The 24114-nt window shown below is 70.3% G+C and carries 29 protein-coding genes; 14 read left to right on the top strand and 15 right to left on the bottom strand.

Annotation, left to right across the window (positions count from 1 at the left end):
- Window positions 1-225: 225 nt before the first annotated feature.
- Entirely contained in the window at window positions 226-822 is a 597-nt protein-coding gene (locus MED15_RS23820; RefSeq protein WP_112698270.1) for a VanZ family protein, read from the top strand.
- Between the two features lie 36 nt (window positions 823-858).
- Here the strand turns inward: MED15_RS23820 and MED15_RS23815 are convergent, their stop codons facing one another.
- From MED15_RS23815 to MED15_RS23805, 3 genes are read right to left on the bottom strand one after another with little or no spacing between them, the layout of a single operon-like run.
- Window positions 859-1638, bottom strand: a complete 780-nt coding sequence (locus MED15_RS23815) for a MerR family transcriptional regulator (protein WP_112601622.1) — start codon at window positions 1636-1638, stop codon at window positions 859-861.
- 46 nt (window positions 1639-1684) lie between these two features.
- A complete protein-coding gene (locus MED15_RS23810) occupies window positions 1685-2446 on the bottom strand; it encodes an ABC transporter permease (protein WP_112585214.1) in 762 nt (253 codons plus the stop codon).
- Window positions 2443-3240, bottom strand: coding sequence for an ABC transporter ATP-binding protein (locus MED15_RS23805; RefSeq protein WP_112736993.1), 798 nt, complete (start codon window positions 3238-3240; stop codon window positions 2443-2445). The genes MED15_RS23810 and MED15_RS23805 overlap by 4 nt, the downstream gene beginning before the upstream one ends.
- A gap of 180 nt (window positions 3241-3420) precedes the next feature.
- Here MED15_RS23805 and MED15_RS23800 point away from each other — a divergent pair, with 180 nt between their 5' ends.
- Window positions 3421-4875 carry an alkaline phosphatase PhoX gene (locus MED15_RS23800; protein WP_112601620.1) on the top strand — a complete coding sequence of 485 codons (1455 nt, stop codon included), beginning with the start codon at window positions 3421-3423 and terminating at the stop codon, window positions 4873-4875.
- 85 nt (window positions 4876-4960) lie between these two features.
- Here MED15_RS23800 and MED15_RS23795 read toward each other — a convergent pair whose 3' ends face one another.
- From MED15_RS23795 to MED15_RS23785, 3 genes are all read right to left on the bottom strand, one after another.
- Window positions 4961-5377 (bottom strand): VOC family protein, encoded by a 417-nt coding sequence (locus MED15_RS23795; protein ID WP_112736991.1) that lies wholly within the window; start codon window positions 5375-5377, stop codon window positions 4961-4963.
- A 56-nt stretch (window positions 5378-5433) separates the two neighbouring features.
- Window positions 5434-5565 carry a hypothetical protein gene (locus MED15_RS34565; RefSeq protein ID WP_258397674.1) on the bottom strand — a complete coding sequence of 44 codons (132 nt, stop codon included), beginning with the start codon at window positions 5563-5565 and terminating at the stop codon, window positions 5434-5436.
- A 93-nt stretch (window positions 5566-5658) separates the two neighbouring features.
- Complete coding sequence (locus MED15_RS23785) at window positions 5659-6033, bottom strand: cupin domain-containing protein (protein WP_112585204.1); 375 nt, start codon at window positions 6031-6033, stop codon at window positions 5659-5661.
- 186 nt (window positions 6034-6219) lie between these two features.
- Between MED15_RS23785 and MED15_RS23780 the strand changes: the two genes are divergently transcribed.
- Window positions 6220-6732, top strand: coding sequence for a GNAT family N-acetyltransferase (locus MED15_RS23780; protein ID WP_167457713.1), 513 nt, complete (start codon window positions 6220-6222; stop codon window positions 6730-6732).
- Window positions 6733-6764: 32 nt separating this feature from the next.
- On the opposite strand, the gene MED15_RS23775 is transcribed toward MED15_RS23780, so the two are convergent.
- Complete coding sequence (locus MED15_RS23775; RefSeq protein WP_112733263.1) at window positions 6765-7262, bottom strand: YcxB family protein; 498 nt, start codon at window positions 7260-7262, stop codon at window positions 6765-6767.
- A 141-nt stretch (window positions 7263-7403) separates the two neighbouring features.
- Here MED15_RS23775 and MED15_RS23770 point away from each other — a divergent pair, with 141 nt between their 5' ends.
- Together MED15_RS23770 and MED15_RS23765 are read left to right on the top strand one after the other, a co-directional pair.
- Window positions 7404-7994, top strand: coding sequence for a DinB family protein (locus MED15_RS23770; RefSeq protein ID WP_112585198.1), 591 nt, complete (start codon window positions 7404-7406; stop codon window positions 7992-7994).
- 17 nt (window positions 7995-8011) lie between these two features.
- A complete protein-coding gene (locus MED15_RS23765) occupies window positions 8012-8866 on the top strand; it encodes a DUF4253 domain-containing protein (protein ID WP_112736985.1) in 855 nt (284 codons plus the stop codon).
- Window positions 8867-8875: 9 nt separating this feature from the next.
- Here the strand turns inward: MED15_RS23765 and MED15_RS23760 are convergent, their stop codons facing one another.
- Window positions 8876-10237, bottom strand: coding sequence for a serine hydrolase domain-containing protein (locus MED15_RS23760; RefSeq protein ID WP_112736983.1), 1362 nt, complete (start codon window positions 10235-10237; stop codon window positions 8876-8878).
- Between the two features lie 42 nt (window positions 10238-10279).
- On the bottom strand, window positions 10280-11317 hold the full coding sequence (locus MED15_RS23755) for a serine hydrolase domain-containing protein (protein WP_112736981.1): 1038 nt from the start codon (window positions 11315-11317) through the stop codon (window positions 10280-10282).
- A 100-nt stretch (window positions 11318-11417) separates the two neighbouring features.
- Between MED15_RS23755 and MED15_RS23750 the strand changes: the two genes are divergently transcribed.
- Both MED15_RS23750 and MED15_RS23745 read left to right on the top strand, forming a co-directional pair.
- Complete coding sequence (locus MED15_RS23750; RefSeq protein ID WP_244220557.1) at window positions 11418-12287, top strand: fructosamine kinase family protein; 870 nt, start codon at window positions 11418-11420, stop codon at window positions 12285-12287.
- Between the two features lie 129 nt (window positions 12288-12416).
- Window positions 12417-13661, top strand: a complete 1245-nt coding sequence (locus MED15_RS23745) for an MFS transporter (RefSeq protein ID WP_112736979.1) — start codon at window positions 12417-12419, stop codon at window positions 13659-13661.
- A 44-nt stretch (window positions 13662-13705) separates the two neighbouring features.
- Here the strand turns inward: MED15_RS23745 and MED15_RS23740 are convergent, their stop codons facing one another.
- Together MED15_RS23740 and MED15_RS34335 are read right to left on the bottom strand one after the other, a co-directional pair.
- Window positions 13706-14161 (bottom strand): hypothetical protein, encoded by a 456-nt coding sequence (locus tag MED15_RS23740; protein ID WP_112585190.1) that lies wholly within the window; start codon window positions 14159-14161, stop codon window positions 13706-13708.
- The gene (locus MED15_RS34335; protein WP_112585188.1) at window positions 14158-14559 is read right to left on the bottom strand and encodes a DUF6069 family protein; all 402 of its coding nucleotides are present in this window, start codon (window positions 14557-14559) and stop codon (window positions 14158-14160) included. Before MED15_RS34335 ends, MED15_RS23740 begins: the two co-directional genes overlap by 4 nt.
- A 190-nt stretch (window positions 14560-14749) precedes the next feature.
- On the opposite strand from MED15_RS34335, the gene MED15_RS23730 reads away from it, so the two are divergent.
- Complete coding sequence (locus MED15_RS23730; protein ID WP_244220556.1) at window positions 14750-15850, top strand: sensor histidine kinase; 1101 nt, start codon at window positions 14750-14752, stop codon at window positions 15848-15850.
- Window positions 15838-16500 carry a response regulator gene (locus tag MED15_RS23725; protein WP_112601714.1) on the top strand — a complete coding sequence of 221 codons (663 nt, stop codon included), beginning with the start codon at window positions 15838-15840 and terminating at the stop codon, window positions 16498-16500. Before MED15_RS23730 ends, MED15_RS23725 begins: the two co-directional genes overlap by 13 nt.
- 8 nt (window positions 16501-16508) lie before the next feature.
- On the opposite strand, the gene MED15_RS23720 is transcribed toward MED15_RS23725, so the two are convergent.
- Together MED15_RS23720 and MED15_RS23715 are read right to left on the bottom strand one after the other, a co-directional pair.
- A complete protein-coding gene (locus tag MED15_RS23720) occupies window positions 16509-16979 on the bottom strand; it encodes a hypothetical protein (protein WP_112601612.1) in 471 nt (156 codons plus the stop codon).
- Complete coding sequence (locus MED15_RS23715; RefSeq protein ID WP_112737015.1) at window positions 16976-17569, bottom strand: CDP-alcohol phosphatidyltransferase family protein; 594 nt, start codon at window positions 17567-17569, stop codon at window positions 16976-16978. The genes MED15_RS23720 and MED15_RS23715 overlap by 4 nt, the downstream gene beginning before the upstream one ends.
- A gap of 138 nt (window positions 17570-17707) precedes the next feature.
- Between MED15_RS23715 and MED15_RS33605 the strand changes: the two genes are divergently transcribed.
- A complete protein-coding gene (locus MED15_RS33605; RefSeq protein ID WP_167457712.1) occupies window positions 17708-18814 on the top strand; it encodes a sensor histidine kinase in 1107 nt (368 codons plus the stop codon).
- Window positions 18811-19458, top strand: coding sequence for a response regulator transcription factor (locus tag MED15_RS23705; protein WP_112585182.1), 648 nt, complete (start codon window positions 18811-18813; stop codon window positions 19456-19458). The genes MED15_RS33605 and MED15_RS23705 overlap by 4 nt, the downstream gene beginning before the upstream one ends.
- A gap of 1 nt (window position 19459) precedes the next feature.
- On the opposite strand, the gene MED15_RS23700 is transcribed toward MED15_RS23705, so the two are convergent.
- A complete protein-coding gene (locus tag MED15_RS23700; protein WP_112698283.1) occupies window positions 19460-20011 on the bottom strand; it encodes a hypothetical protein in 552 nt (183 codons plus the stop codon).
- A gap of 124 nt (window positions 20012-20135) precedes the next feature.
- Between MED15_RS23700 and MED15_RS23695 the strand changes: the two genes are divergently transcribed.
- The gene (locus MED15_RS23695; protein ID WP_112736973.1) at window positions 20136-20999 is read left to right on the top strand and encodes a TIGR03620 family F420-dependent LLM class oxidoreductase; all 864 of its coding nucleotides are present in this window, start codon (window positions 20136-20138) and stop codon (window positions 20997-20999) included.
- 115 nt (window positions 21000-21114) lie between these two features.
- On the opposite strand, the gene MED15_RS23690 is transcribed toward MED15_RS23695, so the two are convergent.
- A complete protein-coding gene (locus MED15_RS23690) occupies window positions 21115-22038 on the bottom strand; it encodes an oxidoreductase (RefSeq protein ID WP_112736971.1) in 924 nt (307 codons plus the stop codon).
- A 37-nt stretch (window positions 22039-22075) separates the two neighbouring features.
- Between MED15_RS23690 and MED15_RS23685 the strand changes: the two genes are divergently transcribed.
- Window positions 22076-22537 carry a MerR family transcriptional regulator gene (locus MED15_RS23685; RefSeq protein WP_244220555.1) on the top strand — a complete coding sequence of 154 codons (462 nt, stop codon included), beginning with the start codon at window positions 22076-22078 and terminating at the stop codon, window positions 22535-22537.
- Between the two features lie 265 nt (window positions 22538-22802).
- Window positions 22803-24050, top strand: coding sequence for a GAF domain-containing protein (locus MED15_RS23680; RefSeq protein WP_244220554.1), 1248 nt, complete (start codon window positions 22803-22805; stop codon window positions 24048-24050).
- Window positions 24051-24114 lie beyond the last annotated feature (64 nt).

The raw sequence follows: 24114 nt of genomic DNA, 5'->3' as shown, positions 1-24114 counted from the left end.
CCTCTGAGGTATACCGCTCAAAACCGCATCCGCCCTGACCTGGATGACCGGCGGTCACCGGCCCAGCCGCCAGCACCGATGAACGGGGCGGCGATCAGCACGATCGCCCCGAGCGCCCGCTCCGGTGGCCGCCCGGCGAGCGAGTGGGTGCGGGTGTCACGAACGGGCGATCGCCCGCGACCCGGGCCCTGTAGGTTTCGGGGCTCGGCGAACAGCGGGGGTCGCATGGTCAAGGGTTGGCACGGCTGGCTCGGTACGTTCAACGGCGTCGTCCTCATCACGGTGGTCGTCCTGCCGCTGGCCGCGCTGGCGGTATGGGCCCTGGCACGCCGCCGACGTGCCGCCGGCACCACGTCGGCGTGGCGGACGTCGCTGGCCGACGTCGGCATCGTCTACGGCACCGTGCCGTGGGTGTGGATGATCATGTTGCCGGGTGACCAGGCCGGCGCCGTCTCCGGTCGGGTGACAGTGGTGCCGCTGCGTGACCTGCTCACGATCTTCTCTGACGGAGGGCCGCTGACGGCGACGGTCCAGGTCGTCGGCAACCTGCTGGTCTTCGCGGCCCTGGGGTTCTTCGCCCCGCTGCGGTTCCCGGCGCTGGCATCGGTGCCGCGGATTCTGGTCCTCGCGGCCGGCTGCTCGGTCCTGGTCGAGACCGCGCAGTACGTCCTGCGGCTGGACCGGGTGTCGTCGGTGGACGACGTCCTGCTCAACGCCGTCGGCGCCGGGCTGGCGGCGCTGGCGTCCCGCCACTGGTGGCGCGACACACCCGACACCTCCGCGGATCGCCGACCTCAGCCGGCCCCGGCAGCGGGACGCTGAGCGCCGCGGTCAACTACCAACAGAGCTGACAGTCGATCAGGTGGGCGGCTCTGCCAGCCGCTCCAGCCGGGCCAGACCATCCCAGCCACGCTCGCGCATCAAATTCAGTAGTCGCTGCACCCGCGGGTCCGCCTCGACGGCCAGCGCGTCCAGCAGGTCGAACGGTAGATCGTCCTGCGCCACCTCACCGAGGTCGATCTCGCCAGAGCGGTATGCCTGCTCGGCGAGGCTGGCCAGAATGTCGGCGGCCTCCACCAGAAGCGCGTCGTCGCCGGTGTCGCTCTCGAAGATCTCCGACAGGATCCGGTAGAGCCGAATGAGCTGCGGGTCGTCGAGCTGCGCGGTCTTGCCGGGCATCCATTCGCGGACGCGATCGGGCCAGCGAGCCGACATCAGGATCCAGCTGTCCCGCTCACCCGCCACCACCCGCTCGGAGACGCCGATGTCCCGGAGCCGATCGAGGTAGGTGATCACCTCTGGTGCGAGCGCCAGCCGATCCCCGGCGGCGAGTTGCGCGATCTGCCTCCGGCTGGCCTCCAGTCGTGCGATCTCGTCGCCCAGTTGCCTGTCAATCTCCTCGACCGCCGCCGCGAAGGTCGACGCGTCGGCCTCCAGCATCTGACCGATCTGGGACAGCGGCACGCCGGCGTTGGCGAGAATCCGGATCCTGACGAGGGACACCACCGCCCCCGCGCTGTACCGCCGGTAGCCCGAGGCGTCCCGCTCAGGCTCCGGCAGCAGGCCGATCTGGTGGTAGTGCCGCACCGCCCGCACGGTGACGCCGGCGTACGCCGCGAGTTGGCTGATCGTCAGCATGCCCTGATCCTGCCCCTCACGTCGCTCGGCCCCACTCGAATCCAGCTCAGGAGATCTTGCGGCGGTAGGTCAGGTTGGCGAAGAGGTAGGCCACCACGAGGATGCCGACGCACCAGGCGAGGGCGGTCCAGATGCCCGATCCGACCGGCTCCTGCGCGAAGAGGTCTCGGATCGCGTTGACGATGGCGGTCACCGGCTGGTGTTCGGCGAAGGCGCGCACCGGGCCGGGCATCGACGCGGTGGGCACGAAAGCCGAGCTGACGAACGGCAGGAAGACCAGGGGGTACGAGAAGGCGCTCGCGCCGTCCACGGACTGAGCGGTGAGGCCGGGGATGATGGCGATCCAGGTCAGCGCCAGGGTGAACAGCACCAGGATGCCAGCGACGGCGAGCCACCCCAGCACGCTCGTGCCGGTGCGGAAGCCCATGAGCAGGGCGACGAGGACGACGACGACCAACGAGACCAGGTTGGCGACCAGCGAGGTCAGCACATGCGCCCAGAGCACCGAGGATCGTGCGATCGGCATGGACTGGAACCGTTCGAAGATGCCGCCCTGCATGTCCAGGAAGAGCCGGAAGGCGGTGTACGAGATGCCCGAGGCGATCGTGATGAGCAGGATGCCGGGGAGCAGATAGTTCACGTACGAGTCGGAGCCGGTCTCGATCGCGCCGCCGAAGACGTAGACGAACAGCAGCATGAAGGCGATCGGCATGACGGCGGTCGTGATGATGGTGTCCGGGCTGCGGGCGATGTGGCGCAGTGAGCGTCCCAGCAGAACTGTGGTGTCGCCGAGGAAATGCTTGTTCATCGTTGTTCCTTCTCGGTCTTGGCGCCAACGAGGGTGAGGAAGACGTCCTCGAGGGTTGGCTGCTTCTCGACGTACTCGATCTCGGCGGGTGGCAGGAGCTGCTTGAGCTCGTCGAGGGTGCCGTTCACGATGATCCGTCCCTCATGGAGGATCGCGATCCGGTCGGCGAGTTGTTCGGCCTCGTCGAGGTACTGGGTGGTGAGCAGCACCGTCGTGCCGCCACGGGCGAGTTCCCTGATCGCCTGCCACACCTCGATGCGCGCCTCCGGGTCCAGCCCGGTCGTCGGCTCGTCGAGGAAGATGACCGGCGGGTCCCCGATCAGGCTCATCGCGATGTCGAGACGGCGACGCATGCCGCCGGAGTACGTCCGCACCCTCCGAGCGCCCGCCTCGGTCAGCGAGAAGCGCCTCAGCAGGTCGTCCGCGATCGCACCAGGCTCCCTGAGGTGCCGCAGCCGGGCGACCAGGACCAGATTCTCCCGCCCGGTGAGGATCTCGTCGACCGCCGCGAACTGCCCGGTGAGACTGATCGACTGCCGTACGTCGGCGGCCTGGGTCGCCACGTCGAAGCCGGCGACCCGGGCCGTCCCGCCGTCGGCCCTGAGGAGCGTGGCCAGGATCCTCACCACCGTGGTCTTGCCGGCACCGTTGGAGCCGAGCAGGGCGAAGATGCTGCCCCGCGCGACGTCGATGTCGACGCCGCGCAGCACCTTCAGCTGCTTGAACGACTTCTCCAGGCCGTGCACGTGGATCGCGGGTTGCTCGGCCTGAGCTGTTGGGTGCGAATTGCTCATGGCAGCAGCATGGAGGGTTGACGCAGCGTCAAGGTCAAGCCGACCGGCTCGGCGACGCGTGCGCGACCCTGACTCTTCACTCCGATGTCACCGCCCGCTCCCACGGGTGACGTGTCGCTGTCCGCCCGAAGGAGTTGGCTGCCAGTCGTCGCACTACGTCTTGACCAGGAGTTGATCCACGTGCCTTCCTCTCGTCGTACCTTCCTCGCCAGTGGCGCCGCCGCCGGCGTCGGCCTTGCCGTCGCGGGCGGCCTGCCGTCCCTGGCCCAGGCCAGCCCGGCCCGGCCGCACCCGCCGGTGAAGCCCGGTAACGTGCCCTTCCCGCCGCTCGTGGACGACCCCAAGGGAATCCTGGCCCTGCCCAAGGGCTTCAGCTACACCGTGATCACCCGGACCGGCGTCACCCGTCTCGACCGCGGCCAGGGCACCACCCCGTCGGACCACGACGGCATGGCCGTCTACGACGCCGGCCACGGCCGGTACACCCTGATCCAGAACCACGAGATCGACCCGGGCGCCGAGTTCGGCGTGCCGCACGTCAAGGGAACGGTCTACGACGCGGGCGCCGTTGACGCCGGCGGTTGCACCGTGATCAAGACCGACCTCTCGGGCCGCAACCTGGGTGAGTTCGTGGCGCTCTCCGGGACCATCTCCAACTGCGCCGGCGGACCGACCCCCTGGGGCACCTGGCTCACCTGCGAGGAGACCGAGGACCGGGCCGGCGACAAGTGGGAAGAGGGCGACCGGTCCGGCGTCTACCAGAAGGACCACGGCTACGTCTTCGAGGTGTGGGCCGACGGCAGCGCCGACCCGAAGCCGATCAAGTGCCTGGGCCGCTACTCCCACGAGGCCCTGGCCGTCGACAAGGACCGCACCCGGATCTACCTCTCGGAGGACGCCGACGAGCCCAACGGCCTCTTCTACCGCTGGACGGCGCCACACGGCGTCAAGCTGGGCCCGGGCGTGCTCACCCGCCTCGCACCGAACGCCGGCGTCCTCGCCGCGATGCAGATCATCATGGATGACGGTTCGGTGCTGCCGGACGTCGCCTACCTGACCTCCGCCCAGCTGGGCCGCCCCTTCCCGGTCCGCTGGATCGAGGTGCCGGACCGCGACGCGCGCACCAGGTCGGTACGCGAGCAGTTCGCCGACGGCCAGGTCACCCGCGGACGCAAGTTCGAGGGCGTGTGGGCCACCGACGAGGGCGTGTACGTGGTCAACTCGTACGCCTGGGACGAGGGTGACCTGCCGGCGGACGCGGCGCCGCACGACGGAATGGTCTGGTTCTACAACTACCGGAACCAGACCATCCAGCTGGTGACGTACTTCCCGCACCAGACCGCCTCCGAGGAGGGTGCGCCGGTCAAGTACACCGACCTCACCTTCGACGGCCCGGACAACGTGACCGTCACCCCGTGGGGAAGCCTCGTGCTCGCCGAGGACGGCTCGGGCGCCTCGCACGTGCTCAGCACGATCCCGGGCGGGCCCACCTACGCGATCGCCCGCAACCAGCTCAACGACTCGGAGTTCTGCGGGCCGACCTTCAGCGCGGACGGCAAGGTGCTCTTCGTCAACATGCAGGACCCGGGCCTCACGCTGGCCATCACCGGCCCGTGGGAGAAGTACCTGGGCTGAGCGAGCTCGAATGATGGGGGCCGGGCGACGCTCGCCCGGCCCCCATCAGCCTCGGCCGCACTCAGGAGACGCGCGGCAGGCAGCACTAGTCGAGACAGAACTCGTTGCCCTCGACGTCCTGCATGTTGAGGCACGACTCGTTCTCGCCGTCGGCGAGCAACAACTGCCCGCGTACCGCGCCGAGCGGGACCAGCCGCGCGCATTCGGCCTCAAGGGCGGCCAGGCGCTCTTCGCCCACGAGCCCGGTGCCGACCCGCACGTCGAGGTGTACCCGGTTCTTGACGACCTTGCCCTCGGGCACCCGCTGGAAGTACAGCCGCGGACCCACCCCCGAAGGGTCACTGCACGCGAACCACGAACCCTGCTCGGAACTGACGTCGTCCCAGGTGGCGCACCCCTCCGGGGGTGGCGGCGGGACGTACCCCAACATCTCACACCAGAAACGACCGACGCGCACAGGCTCGGCGCAGTCGAAAGTCACTTGCACCTGCTTGACTGACATCCGTTCACTTTAGGGTTCGTGCCGCCGCCGCTGTTTCCGTACCCCTGGTCCTGGCGCTAGGCGGTAGGGGTGACGCGCTGGCCCGCTGCGCCCGAGCGCTTGAGCAGGAACGCCCCGCCGACGATGAAGACGACGCCCAGAATCCGCATGGTGTAGCCACCGACAGACCTGACCCGTTCATTCGTCATGGTGTGCCTCTTGCCCGAGGAGCCAATCGCGTGAACGGACCCGGCCGCCGCTTCAGCCCCGTCGGCGGTGATCAACGGCCGGCCGTGGAGATCTCACTCCACCTTGATGAGGAGTGGTTTCCCCTTCTCGACGACGTACGTGGCCAGTTCGACAGCGATGCCGTCGCCAACGTTGCGGGCCTGGTGGTGCACACCGTAAGGGACGGTGAGCGCGTCGCCGGGATTGCACACCATGGGCGGCTGCCCCTCCAGCCGATATTCGAGCGTTCCCTGCAGAACGCAGATGATTTCCTCGCCGGGGTGAAAATGCTTGAACGGTGGCGAATCCGGAGTGAACTCCACCCGAGTCTGAATGACCTCTCGCCCGGGGATGCTCAGGTCGTGCCGTTGCAGATCGATCCGCCACAGCCCTGGTGCTGACTCCACCGCTGTGGGGCTGATCCCCTCAGGTCGATCCTTGGTGCTCATGACGGCCTCCTGTGAGCCGTCGGGCCGACGGCCATTACTCGGATTGGTGCATCCCAGTCGAGGATAGGTAGCCGCAGACGATCAGGGGCGGGGATGCGGACACGGAGGTTCGATTCCGCGAAGCGGGCCTGTGCCGGCGCGTAAATCGGCTTGTGCTGTTTTCTGAGGGCTGCTTCTCTGTTGCCCGTGACCGAACTTCGTACGCCGCGACTGCGCCTGCACCCCATCGACACCGCAGAGGGTGAACGCATCGTCGGGCGGCGTGCCGGGGCCGGGGACGACTGGGCCGAGGACTTCCCTTTCGACGGCGACGTCCTCGGCGTGCGGGGCTTTCTCGCCGCCACCGCCGCCTACGGCGATCGGCGTCCGCTCGGGCACTACCGGATCACCCGCACCGCCGGCGGAAAGGCCATCGGTGGAATCGGTTTCAAGGGTTGGCCGGAGAACGGACGCATCGAGGTCGGTTACGGCCTCGCCCCGTCAGCCCGGGGAAACGGCTACGCGGCGGAGGCGCTCGCCGCCCTGCTCGACCTCGCGACCGCACACGGACTGTCCTGCGTCGTCGCCGAGACCACCGGCGACAACGTCGCCTCCCGGCGGACCCTCGAAAAGGCCGGCTTCCGGCACACCGGCACCAACGATGCTCTCTGCCAGTACGAGGTGCTCCTCGGTGCCTCGCGACCGACTCGGAGGCGGTAGTCCGATCCCCCGACGGCCTGCGGCAGCCGAGTTCAGCGACTGGGCAGCAGCCCTCGTTCGGTCATGTGGGCGCGCAACGTCTCGGCATCCTCGGCGGACATCAGCCAGCGGGGGATCACGGTCGCCGGCATTCGGCCGACGTACACGACCCAGAAATCTCCGGCGTCCCGCACCTGGGCGACCCCGTCCCAGGCGATGCCGCCGGACTCCGAGCCGCTGCGCATCATGATGTTGTCTTCGGTGATGTCGTAGGCGCCGTCGACGGCGTAGCTACCGGAACGGCGTCGGGCGCGCGCCAGCACCCACGGCCGGTACAGCATCGACAGCACGCCGGCCACGACCAGTGCGGTCCACAGCGGCGAACTCCGCTCGCCCCACCCGCCCCCCCGCGAGACAACGAGACCGATGACCCCGACCGCCGTCAGAACCGCTCCGATGTAGCCGAATCTGCGTAGCCGGACGTTGCCGAGCGCGGCGGCCACCCGGCTCGGGTAGGCGGGATCGGCGGGGACGTCAAAACGGATGTGCACGCCAGAACGATAGTGCCTCCACCCGCCCCGGAAGGCGCCTTGCCCCGCCCCACCTGACAAGCCGCAGGGCATCCGGGCGCGGCAGTCTGATGCCCGGCACCGGCCCGCCGAGGGCCCGGCGGATAGGGAAGACTGGCGCGCATGTCTGATCTGAGCGATGCGAAGGCCGCGCTGCACGACTACCTCCGGGGGAACCGCGAAGACCTCATCTGGAAGCTCGACGGGCTCAGCGAACGGGAGGTCCGGCTGCCCCGCACGGCGACTGGCAACAACCTGCTGGGCTTGGTCAAGCATTGCCTCAATGTCGAAGCCGGCTACTTCGGGCCCACCTTCGGTCGCGAATTCCCGACGCCCGACGAGCTGGTCCCCCTGACGGCATTCGACGAGGACCCGCAGGCAGACTGGTACGCCCGTGAGGACGAGACGAAGGACGGGCTGATCGACCTGTATCGCCGGGTCGGCGCGTTCGCCGACCAGACGATCGACCAGCTACCGCTCGACGCGCCGGGGCAGGTGCCGTGGTGGCTGCCAGGTCGGCAGGACGTGACGCTGCAGCGGATCATCATCCACGTGGCCTGCGATCTCGCCCGGCACGCCGGGCACGCCGACATCATGCGCGAACAACACGACACGACGGTCGGCCTCGGGCGGAACAACAGCAACATCCCCGACGACTACGACTGGCCGGCGTACGTCAGCAAGCTGACGAAGCTGGCCGACCACTTCGGGTGAGCGGGAAAGCTGCGGACGTGCGAGACGACCTGAACCAGATCGAAGCGGCTTTCCTGGGCACACCACTGGCCGGCCTGCCGATCGGGCACGGCCCGTCGGGCACCATCCTCGTCGCCGACCTCGACCCCGACCGTCTGCACGAGGTCTGGCAGGCCGCTGAGGCGCTGGTGCCGGTCATCGGACGCCGGCCCGTCATGGTCACCGACGACTTCGACGACGCACTGACGATCCGGTCCGAGCCCGAACAGGGTCCGTCGGAGTCGGAGCTGCGCACGTTCGTCGAGGCCGCGGCGTCTTCCGAACCCTGGCTGACCTACCGCCACTACAGCGAGGACCAACAGGTCGACGAGGACGAGATCGAGTTCTACACGCGTGGCACGACCCGCGTCGACCTGAACGACCTGGTGCCGGATGTGGTGCTGCCGGCACCACTGCCGGTGCTGGAGCGGGTGCTGTACGACCGGCTGCTCGCCGACGCCGACCTGCACGCCCAGGTGCTCGGCAACGTGCGGCTCGTGACGCAGACCGACTACTGGTATACGCCGGACAGCGTTCTGCTCATGTTGCTGCCCACCAACGACGTCCGCGGCTCGGCGTACTGGGTGGACTTCTACGGTGCGCTCGACTTGGAGGATCAGCAGAGGCTCGGCGAGGTGCTGGAGCAGTGGCGACACCGGTGGGACGCCCGCCTGGTCGCATCGTGGGGCACCATGCTCCAGTTTCAGGTGGGTCGTCGCCCGACGCCGGGCGACGAGGCGTGGGATGCCGCCGGTCAGCTCAAGGCGCTCGCTCCGAACCTCGAACTGAGCCGATGGGAGGTCGCCGTCGCCCTACCGGCCGGTGACGCCTGGTTCGTCCACAACCGACCCTGACAGACTTGGCTACTCCGGTTGCTGGGTTGCTGGCCTCGCGGTCTGCGTGACCCCTTCCTGGCGCAGTTCGAGGACGTACGGCTGGTCGTCGGTCCGGACGAACCGGATCTCCAGATCGAGGTCCGGGTGTCGGTAGTGACCGTCCGGGTCCGTCAGGAGGACAACCGGTTGCTGGGTCGCGGCGGCGAAGGTCAGCTGGCCGTCGGCGAGCGCGATGTCGATCGGGTAGTCGTCCCGCAGCACGTAGCGGCCCGTCACATCGGCAGGCGGCGCGGCGGTGATTCTGGTGGTGGCGTAGCGACGGTCTGCGGCGGCGCGGATGCTGACCAGCAGCTCCCAGCCATCCTCGGAGTTGGTCATCGCCGCGACCGCGGTGCCGCTCTCCGGCCACACGTAGGAGAAGCAGGTATAGCCGACGTTCAACCCGGTGTGTCCGAAACGCCGACGCTCGGCGCGGTCGTCGAGTTCGGTACCGAGGCCGTAGGTGCCGCCAGAAATCTGCGGCGTCCACATCTGGGTGGCCAGGTCCCGGTCGAGCAGCTTCGAACCTCCCGAGACGGCTCGGGCGATTTCGAGGTCGAGCCGGAGCAGGTCGGTCGGGGTGCTCCACAGCCCGGCCGCGGCCTGCTCCGGTTGCGTTCGCCAGCCGCCAGGAATCCTGGTGCCGCCGCCGTGGTGACCATGCGCCACCTGATCCGGTCGCTGGTGCGGAAACTGCTGGTCGAAGCTGCTGTCGGCCATAGCCAGCGGTTCCAGCACCAGAGTACGCAGGAGGTCCTCGAACGGGGTTCCGGTCGCGTCCACCATCAGCTGCTGGAGCACCGAGTAGTGGCTGCCCGAATACCGGAAGCGGCTACCCGGCAACAGGGTCGGCCGAACCGGTGCGGTCGTCGTCGCGCCGCCGCCTTCCAGGACCTGCAACAGCGACGGGGCGCGATCTGCGGCGTAGCCGCGGTACCAGGTGTCGGACAGCCCGGCGGTGTGCGCCAGCAGCTGTCGTACCGTGATTCCCTGCTGGTCGTCACGGCCGGGCAGGTGCCACGTGGTGAGGTACTCGCCGATGTCGGCGTCGAGGTCCAGAACACCGGCCTGGACCAGTCGCAGTGCGCCGAACGCCGCGACATGCTTACTGATCGAACAGGCCGCGAAGGCGGTGCTCGCGGTCACCGGACTCGACGTCCCGGCCGCCATGACGCCGAACCCTGCCGCCCACACCTGCCCGCTCACGTGGCCGACGGAGATGCTGACTCCCGGCACGTCATAGCTGCTCATCAGCTCGGGCAACGCCGCCGTGTCCGGTGAGCGCAGCCCGGACGACACCTGCCGGTCGAGCTCGCCCAGCAGCGAAACCCAGTCCTGAGGCAAATCCACGACGTCGATTCTCGACCGCGCCCACCGGTGGATCAAGACCCGTCAACCGGTGGGGCTCGTGACGGTACGAGAGGCCTCCCGGATCAGATCGAGCGGTTCTTCGGTCCAGTGGGAGGCGAGGACGAGTTCCCGGGCCGGGTCGACCCACAGCAGGTGTCGTCCGCCGTTGCCCCGGGCGCTGCGGCCGGTCGCCGGGGCTCCGGGCCACGGCACCTGCTCATCGTTCAGCCACCACAGATAGCCGTACTCCCGTTTGACCGGACACGGAGCCCAGGACTGGTCGACCCACTCGGCGCTGAGCAGCCGGGTCCCGGCATGGGTTCCCCGGTCCAGCAAGAGCTGCCCGATCAGGGCCAGGTCCCGGGCCGGGACGATCAGGCCCCCGCCCCAGTGCGCGCCACCGGAGACCACCTCGACCGGGCGTCCGTCGAGGTCGACGACGCTCGTCCGGTACCCGTGCCACGACCACCGGTCGGAGGCACCCAGCGGGTCCATGACCCGCTCCCGCAGCACCTCCGGCAACGATCTGCGAAACAGCAGCGTCAGGGCATACGCGAGCAGGTTCATCCGCACGTCGTTGTACGCCCACCCCTGGCCCGGGGGTGTGCCGTGCACCTCGGTCCGCTCGCGGAAACTCTGCGCGTCGACGCTCGTCGGCTTGCCCCACAGCTCGCCCTCCCACTGGCTCGACTGCTGCAGCAGATGACGCCAGGTGATCTGCTCGTTGTGCGGCCCCCGGAACTCGGGAACGTCGACGACCTGGTGCACCGGCTGGTCCGGCACCAACAGCCCGTCGTCGAAGGCCAGGCCGGCCACCACCGACACGACCGACTTGGTGACGCTGAACGCCATCTCCGGGACGTCCGGGTCGCCCCAGGCTGCGACCTCCCGACCGCCCACCCGGACAACACCACTGGCTCCACTGGCGGCACGCAGCGGGCCGACGACCTCACGATGGCTGGCGTCGGAGACCTGTGCGGCCAGGTAGGTCTCGATGTCGGCGGCGTCTCTGGTCCACCGAGCGCCGAACTCCCGGACGGTCCGCTCCAGCTGCTGCTGATCCACCGACACGTGACCCATGCCCCGCAGTGTCCAACACCCCCGCTACCGCCAGGGCGCATCGTGACCAGCCACATAGGATCGGACGACCCCGTACGCCGGACCTGAGGAGTGTCCCCCCGTGACCCTGCTGGAGCGTCTGCACCTGGCCGGTATGCGCGACGTCGTCGCGGTGCAGCCGGTGACCGGCGGGCTCGCGGCTCTCGCGGGCATCGCCAGCCGCCGGGATGCCCCGCCGGTGTTCGTCAAGGCATTCGCCGACCCGCCGGCCGGCGACGTCTTCGCCGCCGAGGCCGAAGGGCTGGCCGCCCTGCGCGAGCTGGGCGGTGTGGCAACACCCGAGGTGATCCTGGCGGATCGGGACGTCCTGGTGTTGTCGGTGTTGAGCGAGAGGCCGCGCAGCGAGGCCTTCTGGGAACAGTTCGCACACCTGCTCGCCCGCCTGCACCTGAATACGACCCATCCCCGTTTCGGCTGGCACCACGACAACTGGCTGGGCCGTCGCCGCCAGGTCAACACGTGGAACGACGACGGCTTCGCCTTCTTCGCAGAGCACCGGCTGCTGCGTTGGCTCGACGAGCCCCGCGTCGAGGCGGCGCTCGACGCCCAGGACCGTTCGGCGCTGGAACGGCTCTGCGACCGCCTGCCCGACCTGCTGCCGGAGCGTCCGGCGTGTCTGACGCACGGCGACCTGTGGGCACAGAACGTCCTGGCCACCGCGGACGGAGAGCCGGCGCTGATCGACCCGGCCGTGTCGTACGTGTGGGCCGAGGTCGACCTCGCGCACGTGTGGTCCACCTCGCCCCCGCCGGAGGCGCGACGGATGTTCGAGGTCTACGCCGAGCTGACCTCGCTCGACGCCGGCTGGGAGGCCCGAATGCCGGTCATCCAGCTGCGACAACACCTCGCCGTGCTGGCCCAGTTCGACGACGACTGGGGTGCGGCCGATCAGATCCGCGCCGTCCTGGCCCCGTTCCGCACGCGATCCTGACCACAGGGCCGGTCGCCGACCGCCGCGACCGGCCCGGCCAGCCGACCGGTTCGACGGCAGCAGAGACCCGCGCGCGGAGCGGGGGTCGGGCCCTCGATTACGGTGACCCACTGGAATGGGGGGTGGGCCATGGCACCGGAGGTGTCGCCGCGAAGGGCCAGGGCCGTGCTGGTCACGCTCTCCCTCGCCGCGTTCGCGTTCATCACGACCGAGCTGCTGCCCGTCGGTCTGCTGACCCGCATGGCACCCGATCTGGACCGGTCCCGCTCACAGGTGGGTCTGCTGGTCAGTGGGTACGCCGTGGTGGTGGTGCTGGCGTCCGTGCCGCTGACCCGACTGACTCAGCGCGTCCCCCGCCGGCACCTGCTCGGCGTCACGATGCTCCTGTTCGCCGCCGCGAACGCCGCCGCGGCGCTCGCGCCGACGTACGCCGTGCTGGCCGGCTCCCGCCTGGTGACCGCCCTCGCCCAGGCGCTGTTCTGGTCCGTCGCCACGGCGACAGTGATCGGGCCGTTCCCGGTCGCGGTGCGCGGTCGGGCGGTGGCGCTGTTCGCGACCGGGGCGACGCTCGCCCCGGTGCTCGGCGTACCCCTCGGCACCTGGCTCGGGCAGCAAGCCGGCTGGCGCGCGGCGTTCGCGGTGCTGGCCGGGATCGGTGTGGCGATCGCCGCCGCGGTGCTGCTCCTTCTCCCCTCCTATCCCCCGGCCGCCGGCGGCGCCGCCCGGGGCACCGCACCGGACGGCCGGCGCTTCGCCGTCCTGCTGATCGCCACCGCCCTCGGCATCGGCGGCTTCATGACGCTGCAGACCTACGTGACACCGTTCCTGCTCGACGTCAGCGGCTTCGCCGACGCGGTGCTGGCGCCGCTGCTGTTCGTCTCCGGCGCGGCAGGCGTCGTCGGCACCCTGGTCGCGGCCCGGACCCTGGACACCCGACCGATCGCTTCGCTGCTGACGCCGCTGGCCATCGGCACGGCCTCGCTGCTCGGGCTCTACGCGCTCGGCGCGCTCAAGCCGGGCGTGGTCGCGCTTCTCGCCGGGATCGGCCTCGCGTACGCGGCGTTCGGCTCCGCCGTGCAGAACCGGATGCTGCAACTGGCCCCGGGCAGCACCGACATCGCGTCGGCCGGGGTCAGCACCGCCTTCAACGCCGGCATCGCCGGTGGATCACTGCTCGGCGGCGCCCTCCTGCCCACCTTGGGGGCACGCCCGCTGGCGCTCGCCGGCGGGCTGCTGGCGCTGGCCGCCCTCACGCTGCTCGCGGTGGACGCGCGTCGCGGCCGTGTCGTCGCGTCTGCACCAACCAGTCCCCCGGCTACGCGCCGGTCCGACTCGCCTGCGGTCGGAAAATCTTCCGGTACGCGCCCGGCGTGACGCCGAGGAGTTAGAGCGACGCGGGACCACCTGGCGGCGGGCGGTCACCCACTCCCCGCGCTGACGACCGCCATCACGATCAGGGTGCGTCGCCGCCGCTGACTCATCAGCGCGAAACAGGCGGTGAGCACCACCAGCTCCAGCTCGGCCCACTCGCCGGTGACGTCGACGCGGATCGGCCCGCCGCGTCGGCCGGGGAGGCGTACCGCGAGGCGGTGCCCGTCGCGTACCAGCTCACCGCCGCAGCGACCGGGCGCCCAACGGGCCGTCCCGCCGGGCCCCGGCACGTGCGACCGGCGCGGGTCGAGCCGTACCGGCACGCCGTGCTCGCCCTGGGAGGCGAACCCGATGCGTCGGCGGTCGGTCGGTGCGACAGTCCAGCGGCCGGTGCTGGTGCGGATCTCGCCGCACCGCCAGGTCCAGCCGGTACGCAGCGAGGCGCGCGCCCCGGAGTCGAGGACGAAGGCCCCGTCCTGTTTGCGTACGGTCAGCGTGGTCATCGGTTCGCCCCTTCCGGACGAGGCCGGGGCAGGCCGAGGATGAGGATGACGCCGACGCTCAGGTGCAGCAGCGCGAGGGTGGCCTTCGCTCCCCCGCCGACGCCACTCGGTGGCCCGACCACGAGCGACAGCAGCAGGACGGCGCCCGCGATCGAGGTCCACCAGACGCGAGAGCGGTTGGTGCGGCGTTCCAGCACCGCGATCAGCGCCCAGCCGGCCAGTGCCGCGACCGCTGCGGCCACGATGACCGCGGTCACCGTGATCTGCCGGGTCGAGTTTGCGGACCTGACCGCCAGGTCGACACCGGCCGCCGAGTGCAGAAGCGCGAACTCGACCACCGCCACCACGATCGCGCCGGCCGCCACAGCGGCCCGTCCCAGGAGAAGGTTGTTCGTCATGGTCTGAGTCTGTGGACCGGGCCGGGTCGGACGCGTCGGTCCAGAAGCCGCAGCGGGTACGTCCGCTGGCGGCTGGGGTACTACCAAAGGAGGTGGTCCGGCCCGCCGCCAGCCCAGTAGCGTGCGCGGTGTGGATGCGGCGACGTGCGAGGTCAAGCCGCCGCGGGCGTGGTGTTCCGTCCCGGTGGTCGTGACGACCGTGGCGGTCGGCGTCCTCGTCGCGACCATGCTGTGGTCCGCCACCCGGTCCAGCTCGGCCGGCCTGGTCGGCGTCGACGTCGCGCTGGCGGTGGCCGCCCTGGCCCTCGTTCCGGTGGTCCTCCGCCGACCGTTGATCGGTGGCGTGCTGGCCGGCCTGCTCGTCGCGCTGTCTCCGGTGGCCACGCCGGTGGCCAGCTTCGCGGTGCTGTTCATCGCCCGCAACCGACCGTTTCGGCAGGCGGCGGTGGTGGCGGCGGTCGGCGTGGCGGGCGAGGCGGTGCAGGCGCTCTGGCGGCCGGTGCCCAGCCTGCCGTACGGGTGGCGGCTGGTGCTGATGACGATCGCCTACGCGGCCCTGCTCGGCTGGGGCACCTGGGCGCAGGCCCGCAACGCCCTGCTGGCGGCACTGCGGGACCGGGCCCGGCGCGCCGAGCAGGAGCAGGAACGACGGGTCGGCGAGGCGCGGGCGGCGGAGCGCAGCCGGATCGCGCGGGAGATGCACGACGTGCTGGCCCATCGGCTCTCCCTGCTGGCGGCGGCCGCCGGCGCGATGGAGTACCGGCCGGACGCGCCGCCCGAGCGGCTCAGCGCCGCGGCCGGGGTGATCCGGGCCAGCGCACACCACGCCCTCGACGAGCTGCGCGAGGTCATCACCCTGCTACGCAGCGACGACACCGAGTCGCCGACCGACACACCACCCGGGCAGACCCTCGCCGACCTGCCGCGCCTGGTCGACGAGGCGCGGGCCGCCGGGCAGCAGATCGAGGTCGACGACCCGCTCGGCCCGCCGGCCGAGATCCCCCCGACGGTCGGCCGCACCGCGTACCGGATCGCACAGGAGGCACTGACCAACGCCCGCAAGCACGCCGCTGGTCAGCCGGTCCGGCTGGTGCTCGGCGGCGCGCCCGGCTCCGGCCTGAGCATCGCGGTGAGCAACCCGATCACGCCCGACAGCGGTGCCACCGACAGCGCCGGTACCGGCCTGATCGGCCTCGCCGAACGGGCTGCGCTCACCGGCGGTCGGGTCGCCCACCACGTCGACGCCGCGGGCCGGTTCCACCTCACCGCGTGGCTGCCGTGGCCGACGTGACGGGTCCGATCCGGGTCGTCATCGTCGACGACGATCCCCTCGTCCGGGGAATGCTCACGCTGATGCTCGACGGCGCCGACGGGATCGTCGTGGTGGGCGAGGCCGCCGACGGCGCCGCGGCGATCACGGCGGTGGACCGGCACCTGCCCGACGTGGTGCTGATGGACATCAGGATGCCCGGCGTCAACGGCATCACCGCCACCGAGCGCCTGCGCCGCCGCCACCGGCCACCCGAGATCATCGTGCTCACCACGTTCGACACCGACGAGCACGTGGTGCGGGCCCTCCGAGCCGGCGCGAGCGGCTTCCTGCTCAAGGACACCCCGCCCGAGCAGATCAGTCAGGCGGTTCGCTCGGTGGCGGCCGGCAACCCGATGCTGTCTCCGGGCGTGACGCGCCGCCTCATGCAGCGGGTCGCGTCGGGGGCCGAGTCCTACGAGCAGGCGCACGAGCGGCTGGCAGTGCTCACACCCCGGGAACGCGACGTGGTGCTGGCCATCGCGCAGGGTCGCTCCAATGCCGAGATCGCCAGCGAGCTGCTGATGAGCGTGACGACGGTGAAGGCCCACGTCTCGCACATCCTGACCAAGCTGGATCTCGACAACCGCACCCAGATCGCCCTGCTCGCCCACGACGGTCGGCTCCTCTGACGCCGGGGTCAGGCCAGCACCGCTGGCAGGACGAGCAGGGCGAAACGGATCACCCGCCCGGAAAGGCACGCGACGGCGAACTCCCAGCGTCGAAGGCCCCCGGTGCCGGCGGCGAGGCTCACGACGGCCAGCGGTGGAACCCCGACCGCGGCCGAGGCCAGCACTGTCGGTAGGGCGGTGCGGCGGCGGGAGAGCCAGCGCCGGATCGGTTCGGTCCACCGGGCGGCCCGAGTCGCCGCCCGACCTGACTTTCCCCGCTTCGCGACCTTGTGGGCCAGTCGTCCCGACCCGCGACGCGCCGACTCGAACAACAGCAGCTTGCCGGCGGTCTGCCCGAGCGCCAGGGCGACCACGGCGACGAGAGCGTGGCCGCCGCGTTGCCCGGCAACCACGGCGTAGGCCTCGGCGTTGACGATCGGGACGAGCGCCGAGGCGACACCGTAGCCGAGCGCCACCACGGCCTCGGCGAGGCTGCTCATGCCCGTCCGTCCCGTTCGAGCAGCCGGACCACCGCTGTGACCGACCACAGCTTGACCGCGACGACGGCGACGGCGACGCCCAGCGCGAGCAGGTACTGCCCGAACGCGATGGCGCCGATGACGCCGGCGGTGTTGGCGACCTTGGCCGCTGGCGACCAGTTCAACGCCCACACCCGCCGGTCGATCAGGTGGAAGTAGTTGGGGCTCAGCACCGTCCAGCACAGGAACGCCAGCGACAGCATGGTGTCCAGCACCAGGAACGAGAGCAGGAAGACCAGAGCCACGACCGCGACGTCCGGCACGAGGGAGACCAGGCCCACGCAGAGCACGGCGGTGCACGCGCGGTCGCTCACGATGTCGAAGACGGCCCCGCCCCGGGTCTCCTGTCCGAGCCGGCGGGCGGCCCAGCCGTCGAGCACGTCGCCGATCCAGTAGATACCGTACGATACCGCCATCAATGCCACCGACCCGGAGGCGAGGGCCACGATACCGACGGTGACAGCGGCTACCGTGCGAACGGCGGTGATGTAGTTGGGAACCGTACGAAGCGGGCCGACGGTGATTGCAGCGCGGGAGTCGACGAGAGTCACCTCTGCAGAGTCGTCCGGCTGGCGTTTTCGCGGAACGTGCCGGGGTGCCGATCTGGTTCCGAGGGCGGTACCGGGGTGCCGGCCGATCCGGTACCTGGGTACTGGCCGGTCTTCCGGCTGGTCGCGGAGACTGTGCGGGTGACGACTGGAATCCGCGAACGGTTGCGCGACCCCGAGCGAGTGCGACGGCTCGCGTACGCTGCGGTGGTTCTGATCATCGCCGCGGTGGTCACCACCGTCGAGGACGGCGTGTCCGTGCCGTCGGGCTGGGCGTGGCTGGTGCTGCCGGTCGGTCTCGGGGCCACGGCGCTGCGCCCCCGCTACCGAACCCTGGTCTTCGCGGTCTGCGCTGGGTTCGTGGCGATCGTGAGCACCGGCGAGTCGGTGCAGTTGGGCCTCGCGGCCGCCGGCCTGGTGTTCGTCTCGGTCTGCGAGGACCCGGCCCGACACCCGTGGCTGGGGTGGGTGGGTGGCTTGGTCGGCGCGGCCGGCGCCCTCACCACCGCGCTGTACAACGGGCGAGGTCTGTACGAGCAGCCATTCTTCTTCGTGACGGCCGGCTATCTCCTGGCGATCCTGTTGCGATCGTGGTCACGCGGCCACGCCCTGACCCGGGAGACAGACGACCTGCGCGGCCAGGCCGCCTGGCTCGAACAGCGCACCAACCTGGCCCGCGAGCTGCATGACGTGGTCGGCCACCACGTCACCGCGATGGTGGTGCAGGCCGAGGCGGGCCAGCTCAGTGACGACCCGGGGGCGGCCCTGCGGGCGATCGCGGGCAGTGGCCGCACCGCACTGAGCGAGCTGGACACGCTCGTCGTACACCTGCGCGATCCGGACGCGTCGATCGCGGTGAGCGCGCCGCCGCGCCTGTCCGACATCGACGAGCTGCTCGCCCAGCCGCTGCGCCAGCAGGGCGTGACGGTGCGGGTCCAGCTGGACCCCGAGCCGGGCCTGGACGAGATCGGAGTATTGACCGCCTACCGCATCGCCCAGGAGGCCCTCACCAACATCGCCCGCCACGCGAAAGCCACGTCGGCCTGGGTCGAACTGGTCCGCGTCGGCGACCACGTCCGCCTGCGGATCAGCGACGACGGCATCGGGCCGCCCCGCGTACCCACGAGCGGCTCGGGCCTGCTCGGCATCGGGGAACGCGTTTCCGCGCGCGGCGGCAGCTGGGAGCTGGGCCAGCGCCCCGGCGGCGGCACCGTGGTACAGGTCAACCTGCCGGTGGTGAACACGTGATCCGCGTCGCGATCGCCGACGACCAGGAGCTGGTCCGGGACGGCTTCAGCCTGATCCTGCGGTCCCAACCCGACATCCAGGTCGCGGCCGAGGCGGCGGACGGCCGGCAGTTCCTCGACGCCGTACGTCGAGACTCCCGCATCGACGTCGCCCTCGTCGACATCCGCATGCCGGTGCTCGACGGCCTGCAAGCCACCCGCGAGCTGGCCACGATCCCGCACGCCCCGGCCGTCATCGTCGTCACCACCTTCGACGACGACGCCTACGTCCTGGACGCCATCGCCGCCGGCGCGCGCGGGTTCCTGCTCAAGCGTTCCAGCGCCCGTGACCTGATCGCCGCGGTGCGCACCGTCGCGGCCGGCGAGGCGGTCCTCTCCGCCGAGGTCACCGGCGCCGTACTCGACCGGGTCCGTGCGACCGGCCCGGCCACCCGCGTGGAGTTGGCGGCCTACCAGCTGACCGCTCGGGAGACCGACGTGCTCGCCCTGATCGGCGCCGGACTCAACAACAACGAGATCGCCGAACGTCTCTACCTGTCCATGAGCACCGTCAAGACCCACGTGACCAACGTGCTGGCCAAGACCGGCAGCCGCGATCGCGTACGGGCCGCCATCCTGGCGATCCAGGCCGGCCTGACGCCCTGAATTAGGGATCGGTGCGTACCAGCCGACGCTGCGGGCTGGCCTGCCAACCCCCGAACAGCGCCCTCGCCACGACGGCGATGAAGAGGGCCGACGCGATGGTCAACACCACGGCCACAGGAGCGACGTGCTCCGCCTGCCACTCGACATCGCCCGCTGTGATGGCCGTCTGGTCGATGCCGAAGACATCGAACCACGGCAGCAGCGAGGCCGGATACCACAACGGCGCGTATGAGTACGGCAGGCCGACACCACCGTTGAGCGTCCAATAACCGGCCACGTCGTAGATCAACGCACTATCGACGACGACCGCCACATCGCAGGCAACCAGGGCCGCCACGCACAGCAGCACAATGGCACTCTTGCCGTGCCCCCACCTGGCCAACCTGCTCGACAGGATTGCCCCCGTGCCGAGGAGCGCCGCCCAGACGCTGCCGGTGAGCGCCTCGATCGGCAGGTACTCGACACGCAGTCCGTGCGCAAACAGCACAAGCAGGAGCACAGTCGATATCCACATCAGGCTGAGCCGCAGAGTCATCGACCAGGTTGAAACCACGCCGCGAGGCTACCGTGGATCGGTTCGGTTCTGGCACCACCGACTCTGCCGGCGGCTTGTTCACGTCGGGCTTGGGGAGCGCAAGCTGACGCGGTCAGCGGCCGATCGGTCGTAGGGTTGCGGTATGGCACAACGACTCGTCAGCGTATGGCAACCATTCTTCCTTGCTAGCGAGAGTCAGGGCGCGGCCATCGACGCCGCGACAGAGTTGGAGGACCTGGGCTACTCACGAATCTGGTTCTCCGGTGGTTTCGGCGAGAACGTCGCCCCCCGCTTCCGGGAGATCCTGGACGGGACCACGCGCATCGGGGTCGCGACCGGAATCCTGAGCATCTGGCACTCGTCGCCACCCGAGGCGGCGGCGTTCGCCGAGGACGCGGAGCAGACCCATCCCGGCCGGTTCCTGCTCGGTCTCGGCGCCAGCCACGCGGTGGTGGTGGAAAGCGGCGGCACCGACTATCGCAAGCCGTACTCACGAATGGTGCAGTACCTCGACGGCCTCGACGCGGCCGGGCTTCCACCCGAGCGGCGCATCCTGGCGGCACTGGGCCCGCGGATGCTCGAACTCTCCCGCGACCGCTCAACCGGGGCGCACCCGTACTTCGTCCCTGCCGAGCACACTGCCGAAGCCCGGGCGGCAATCGGACCCGACCGGCTGCTCGCCCCCGAGGTCGCGGTGGTCCTCGACGCAGATGTCACCACCGCGCGCGCCACCGCCCGCCAGTACACGAGCGGGTACCTCGCACTGCCGAACTACACCAACAACCTGCGGCGATTCGGCTGGACCGACGAGGACTTCGCCGGCGGCGGCAGTGACCGCCTCGTCGACGCCCTGATCCCGTGGGGCAGCGTCGAGAAGGTGGTGGCCGGGTTGGAGAGGCACTACCAGGCCGGCGCGGACGAGGTGGCGATCCAGGTGCTCAACGGCGGCGACGACACGACGTTCCCCGCCGACGCGTTCCGCGCCCTCGCCGCAGCCCTGATCTGACTTCCGAAACCCGCAGCACCGCGATTCATGGTGCGGCGGGGCCGCGTCTGGCTCAGGCGGGGGCGAACTGCTGACTGCGGCGCTTCAGGGTTGAGGTTGGTGGCAGCGACACCGTTCAGGCTCGCCCGATGAGATCGAGGCCGGTCAGCTCCGCCGACAGCGCCCAGAGGCGGGCTGCCTCGCTGCTGTCCAGCGGGCTGTCGTCGGTGATGTGGCAGTCCACGCAGTAGTCGCCGCCGTTCGCGTCGAGGTGGGGTGACGTGGCGGCCCAGACCTGGGTCGCTGAGCCTTGCTCGACGGTCTTGAACAGTCCCGGCGCGGGAGTGCCGTCGGCGTCGATCCAGCCGGCGGCGACCATCTCCTCGACTGCGAGGTGCCGTTGCAGGGGAGTGAGGATCCAGCCGGGGTTGACGGAGAAGGCGCGGACGCGGTGCGGCCTGCCGAGCAGGTCGAGGTGGCGGGCGAACAGGATGTTCGCGAGCTTCGACTGGGTGTATGCCTCCCACTTGTCGTACCCGCGCTCGAACTGCACGTCGTCCCATCGGATACGCCACGTCGGGTTGCGACCGGAGGCCACCGAGACGACACGAGCCGTGTCGGGGGCGGTGAGCGCGGGCCACAGCAGGTTCGTCAGCGCGTAGTGGCCGAGGTGGTTGGTCGCGAAGTGCCCTTCCCAGCCGGGTCCGACTCGGGTTTCCGGGCAGGCCATGATGCCGGCGCTCGCGATCAGGATGTCGAGGGCGGGATGGCTGCGGAGGAACCGTACGGCGAAGGCGCGGACGGAGGCAGGGTCGGCGAGATCGAGCTGGTCGACCTCGACCCCGGGTACTTCGGCGAGTGCCTGCTGGGCTGCGTCCGGCCGGAAAGCTGGGACGACCACCCGAGCCCCAGCTCGGGTGAGCGCGCGGGTCGTGGCGAGACCGAGGCCGGAGTAGCCGCCCGTGACGAGGGCGGTCTTTCCGGTGAGGTCGATCCCGGCGAGGACGTCTCCGGCCGTACTGTGGGCACCGAACCTGGTGTGGGTCGTGTCGCTGGTCATGCCGCGGACGCTAGGTGCTAGACCGAGGTCTAGGTCAATGACTACCGTCGACGCCATGGCGGACGGCGGCCTGAGCATCGGGCAGGTGGCGCAGCGCACCGGGTTGAGCGTGCACACCCTACGGCTCTACGAGCGTGAGGGCTTGTTAGCCAGCGAGGTGCGGCGCGACGGGTCCGGCAGGCGCGTCTACAGCGCCTGGGACGTCGAGTGGCTGGCGAACTGCGTGAAGTTCCGTGCCTCCGGGATGCCACTCACCACGATCAGCCGCCTGGCCCAGCTCGTTCGCGAGGGCAGCGGCAACGAAGCCGAGCGGCTCAAGTTGCTCCGCGAACACCAGCGCTACATCACCGATCAGCTCACGCAGCTGCACGACTGCCTCGACCTCATCAACGTCAAAGTGGCCAGCTACGAAAAGCACCTCGCCGCCGGTGCCTCCGGTGATCCCTGGCAACAGCAACCGCAGCCCGCCCCGACAGAGCACACCCATCAGCTGGGCTGACGAACACCGCTGGCCGGACTGGGATCGCTGGCGCTCATAACCGTTAGGGCGTCGGGTTGCGGTGCCTGGTTGGTGGGTAGGACCTGAATGTCGGGCACATGGGTACGCTGCACCGGCGGTGGCCTCAACCAACTCCCGCCGCACCGCGGCCACCCGCACCGACGGGTGGCACCGTCGGTCGTTGCCCGTATCCGCAGACGAGAGGCGAGCCCACACCATGACCGCAGTACCAGGCCAACGGTCTACTGCTGCTGCGGGTTCGGCGGTGGCCGAGCAAGCAGCGGAGGAGGACCTGCGGGCGTTGTTCGGGCAGTCCATCGCCGTCTTCGCGTCTCTGGCGGGGCCATCGCACCTGGTGGAGACGGCGAACCCGGCGTTCTTCGCCACCATCGGCGAAGGGCGTGCCAGGGTCGGGGTGGCGATCGCCGAGCTGATGCCCGAACTGGCCGGTCAGGGATTCATCGCGCTCCTGGACCAGGTCTTCCGCACGGGTGAGCCCCACACCGGCCGTGACGTCCGGGTCGTGCTGGGCAGCGGCCCGCAGGCGCGGGAGGCATTCTTCGACTTCACCTACGAGCCGCGTCGGGACGCCGACGGCAACGTGACCGGGATCCGTGTGCTCGGCGTGGAGACCACGCAGGTCAAGCATGCCCAACGGCTGATGGCCGAACACCGTGCCCTGCTGGAGCAGATCGCCCGTCAGGCACCCCTGGCGGAGGTGCTCGACGGGATGGCCCGCTGTATCGAGAACCTCGCACCGCAGGAGGTGCTCGTCTCCGTCCTGCTCGCCGATCCCGACGCCCGGCACCTGCGCCACGGCGCCGCGCCGAGCCTGCCCGACTTCTACAACCAGGCCATCGACGGCATCGCGACCGGCGAAGGTGTCGGCTCGTGCGGCACCGCCGCCCACCGGCGGGAACCAGTCATCGTCACCGACATCGCCACCGATCCGTTCTGGGACGACTTCCGGGACCTGGCCGACCAGGCTGGATTGGCGGCCTGCTGGTCCACGCCGATCCTGGCTCGTGACGGCGGCCTGTTGGGCACCTTCGCGATGTATCACCGCACCCCGCGCATCCCGCAGGACACCGACCTCGCCCTCACCCGCCTCTTCGCCGGCACCGCAGCCCTGGCCATCGAACGCCACCACATCGAGGAAGCGAAACTCGCCGCCGAGGCACGCGCCAAGTCGGCCAATGACGAGCTGGCCAAGGTGCTGGGCGTGGAGCGGGAACTGCGCGCCGAGGCTGAGCAGCGCGCCGCCGCCGCCGCGGAACTCGCCACCCAGATGCGTGCCGCTGCGGCCGCGCAGGCCGCCACGCCGCACCCCGAGTACTGCCAGCTCGGCGGCGCCGCCGGATGCACCGCGCCGGCCGAGGTCAAGATCGCCGATTCGTGGGGCGACGCGGCGTGGGGCTGCCCTGACCACGTCGAGGAGGCCATCCTCAACGTGCGGTCGGTGTTCATCGCCAGCGAGGAACTCGGCGGCCTGACCGCCTACCTCAACCGCTGATGGCTCCCGCGTGGCAGTCGGCCTCGTACCGGTGGTGAAGGAATCTCAAGAGATCTTCCACCTG

The sequence above is a fragment of the Micromonospora noduli genome (genome assembly GCF_003264475.1).
Classification (GTDB): domain Bacteria; phylum Actinomycetota; class Actinomycetes; order Mycobacteriales; family Micromonosporaceae; genus Micromonospora; species Micromonospora noduli.
Note: the sequence above shows the minus strand (reverse complement) of the source record. Positions and strands in the feature narration are given on the sequence as shown.

Excerpts from the sequence above, each read along its gene's own strand:
- MED15_RS23820 (WP_112698270.1), top strand. The coding sequence starts at position 226 with ATGGTCAAGGGTTGGCACGGCTGGCTCGGTACGTTCAACGGCGTCGTC.
- MED15_RS23815 (WP_112601622.1), bottom strand. The coding sequence starts at position 1,638 with ATGCTGACGATCAGCCAACTCGCGGCGTACGCCGGCGTCACCGTGCGG.
- MED15_RS23810 (WP_112585214.1), bottom strand. The coding sequence starts at position 2,446 with ATGAACAAGCATTTCCTCGGCGACACCACAGTTCTGCTGGGACGCTCA.
- MED15_RS23805 (WP_112736993.1), bottom strand. The coding sequence starts at position 3,240 with ATGAGCAATTCGCACCCAACAGCTCAGGCCGAGCAACCCGCGATCCAC.
- MED15_RS23795 (WP_112736991.1), bottom strand. The coding sequence starts at position 5,377 with ATGTCAGTCAAGCAGGTGCAAGTGACTTTCGACTGCGCCGAGCCTGTG.
- MED15_RS34565 (WP_258397674.1), bottom strand. The coding sequence starts at position 5,565 with ATGACGAATGAACGGGTCAGGTCTGTCGGTGGCTACACCATGCGGATT.
- MED15_RS23785 (WP_112585204.1), bottom strand. The coding sequence starts at position 6,033 with ATGAGCACCAAGGATCGACCTGAGGGGATCAGCCCCACAGCGGTGGAG.
- MED15_RS23770 (WP_112585198.1), top strand. The coding sequence starts at position 7,404 with ATGTCTGATCTGAGCGATGCGAAGGCCGCGCTGCACGACTACCTCCGG.
- MED15_RS23755 (WP_112736981.1), bottom strand. The coding sequence starts at position 11,317 with ATGGGTCACGTGTCGGTGGATCAGCAGCAGCTGGAGCGGACCGTCCGG.
- MED15_RS23745 (WP_112736979.1), top strand. The coding sequence starts at position 12,417 with ATGGCACCGGAGGTGTCGCCGCGAAGGGCCAGGGCCGTGCTGGTCACG.
- MED15_RS23740 (WP_112585190.1), bottom strand. The coding sequence starts at position 14,161 with ATGACCACGCTGACCGTACGCAAACAGGACGGGGCCTTCGTCCTCGAC.
- MED15_RS34335 (WP_112585188.1), bottom strand. The coding sequence starts at position 14,559 with ATGACGAACAACCTTCTCCTGGGACGGGCCGCTGTGGCGGCCGGCGCG.
- MED15_RS23720 (WP_112601612.1), bottom strand. The coding sequence starts at position 16,979 with ATGAGCAGCCTCGCCGAGGCCGTGGTGGCGCTCGGCTACGGTGTCGCC.
- MED15_RS23695 (WP_112736973.1), top strand. The coding sequence starts at position 20,136 with ATGGCACAACGACTCGTCAGCGTATGGCAACCATTCTTCCTTGCTAGC.
- MED15_RS23690 (WP_112736971.1), bottom strand. The coding sequence starts at position 22,038 with ATGACCAGCGACACGACCCACACCAGGTTCGGTGCCCACAGTACGGCC.
- MED15_RS23685 (WP_244220555.1), top strand. The coding sequence starts at position 22,076 with ATGACTACCGTCGACGCCATGGCGGACGGCGGCCTGAGCATCGGGCAG.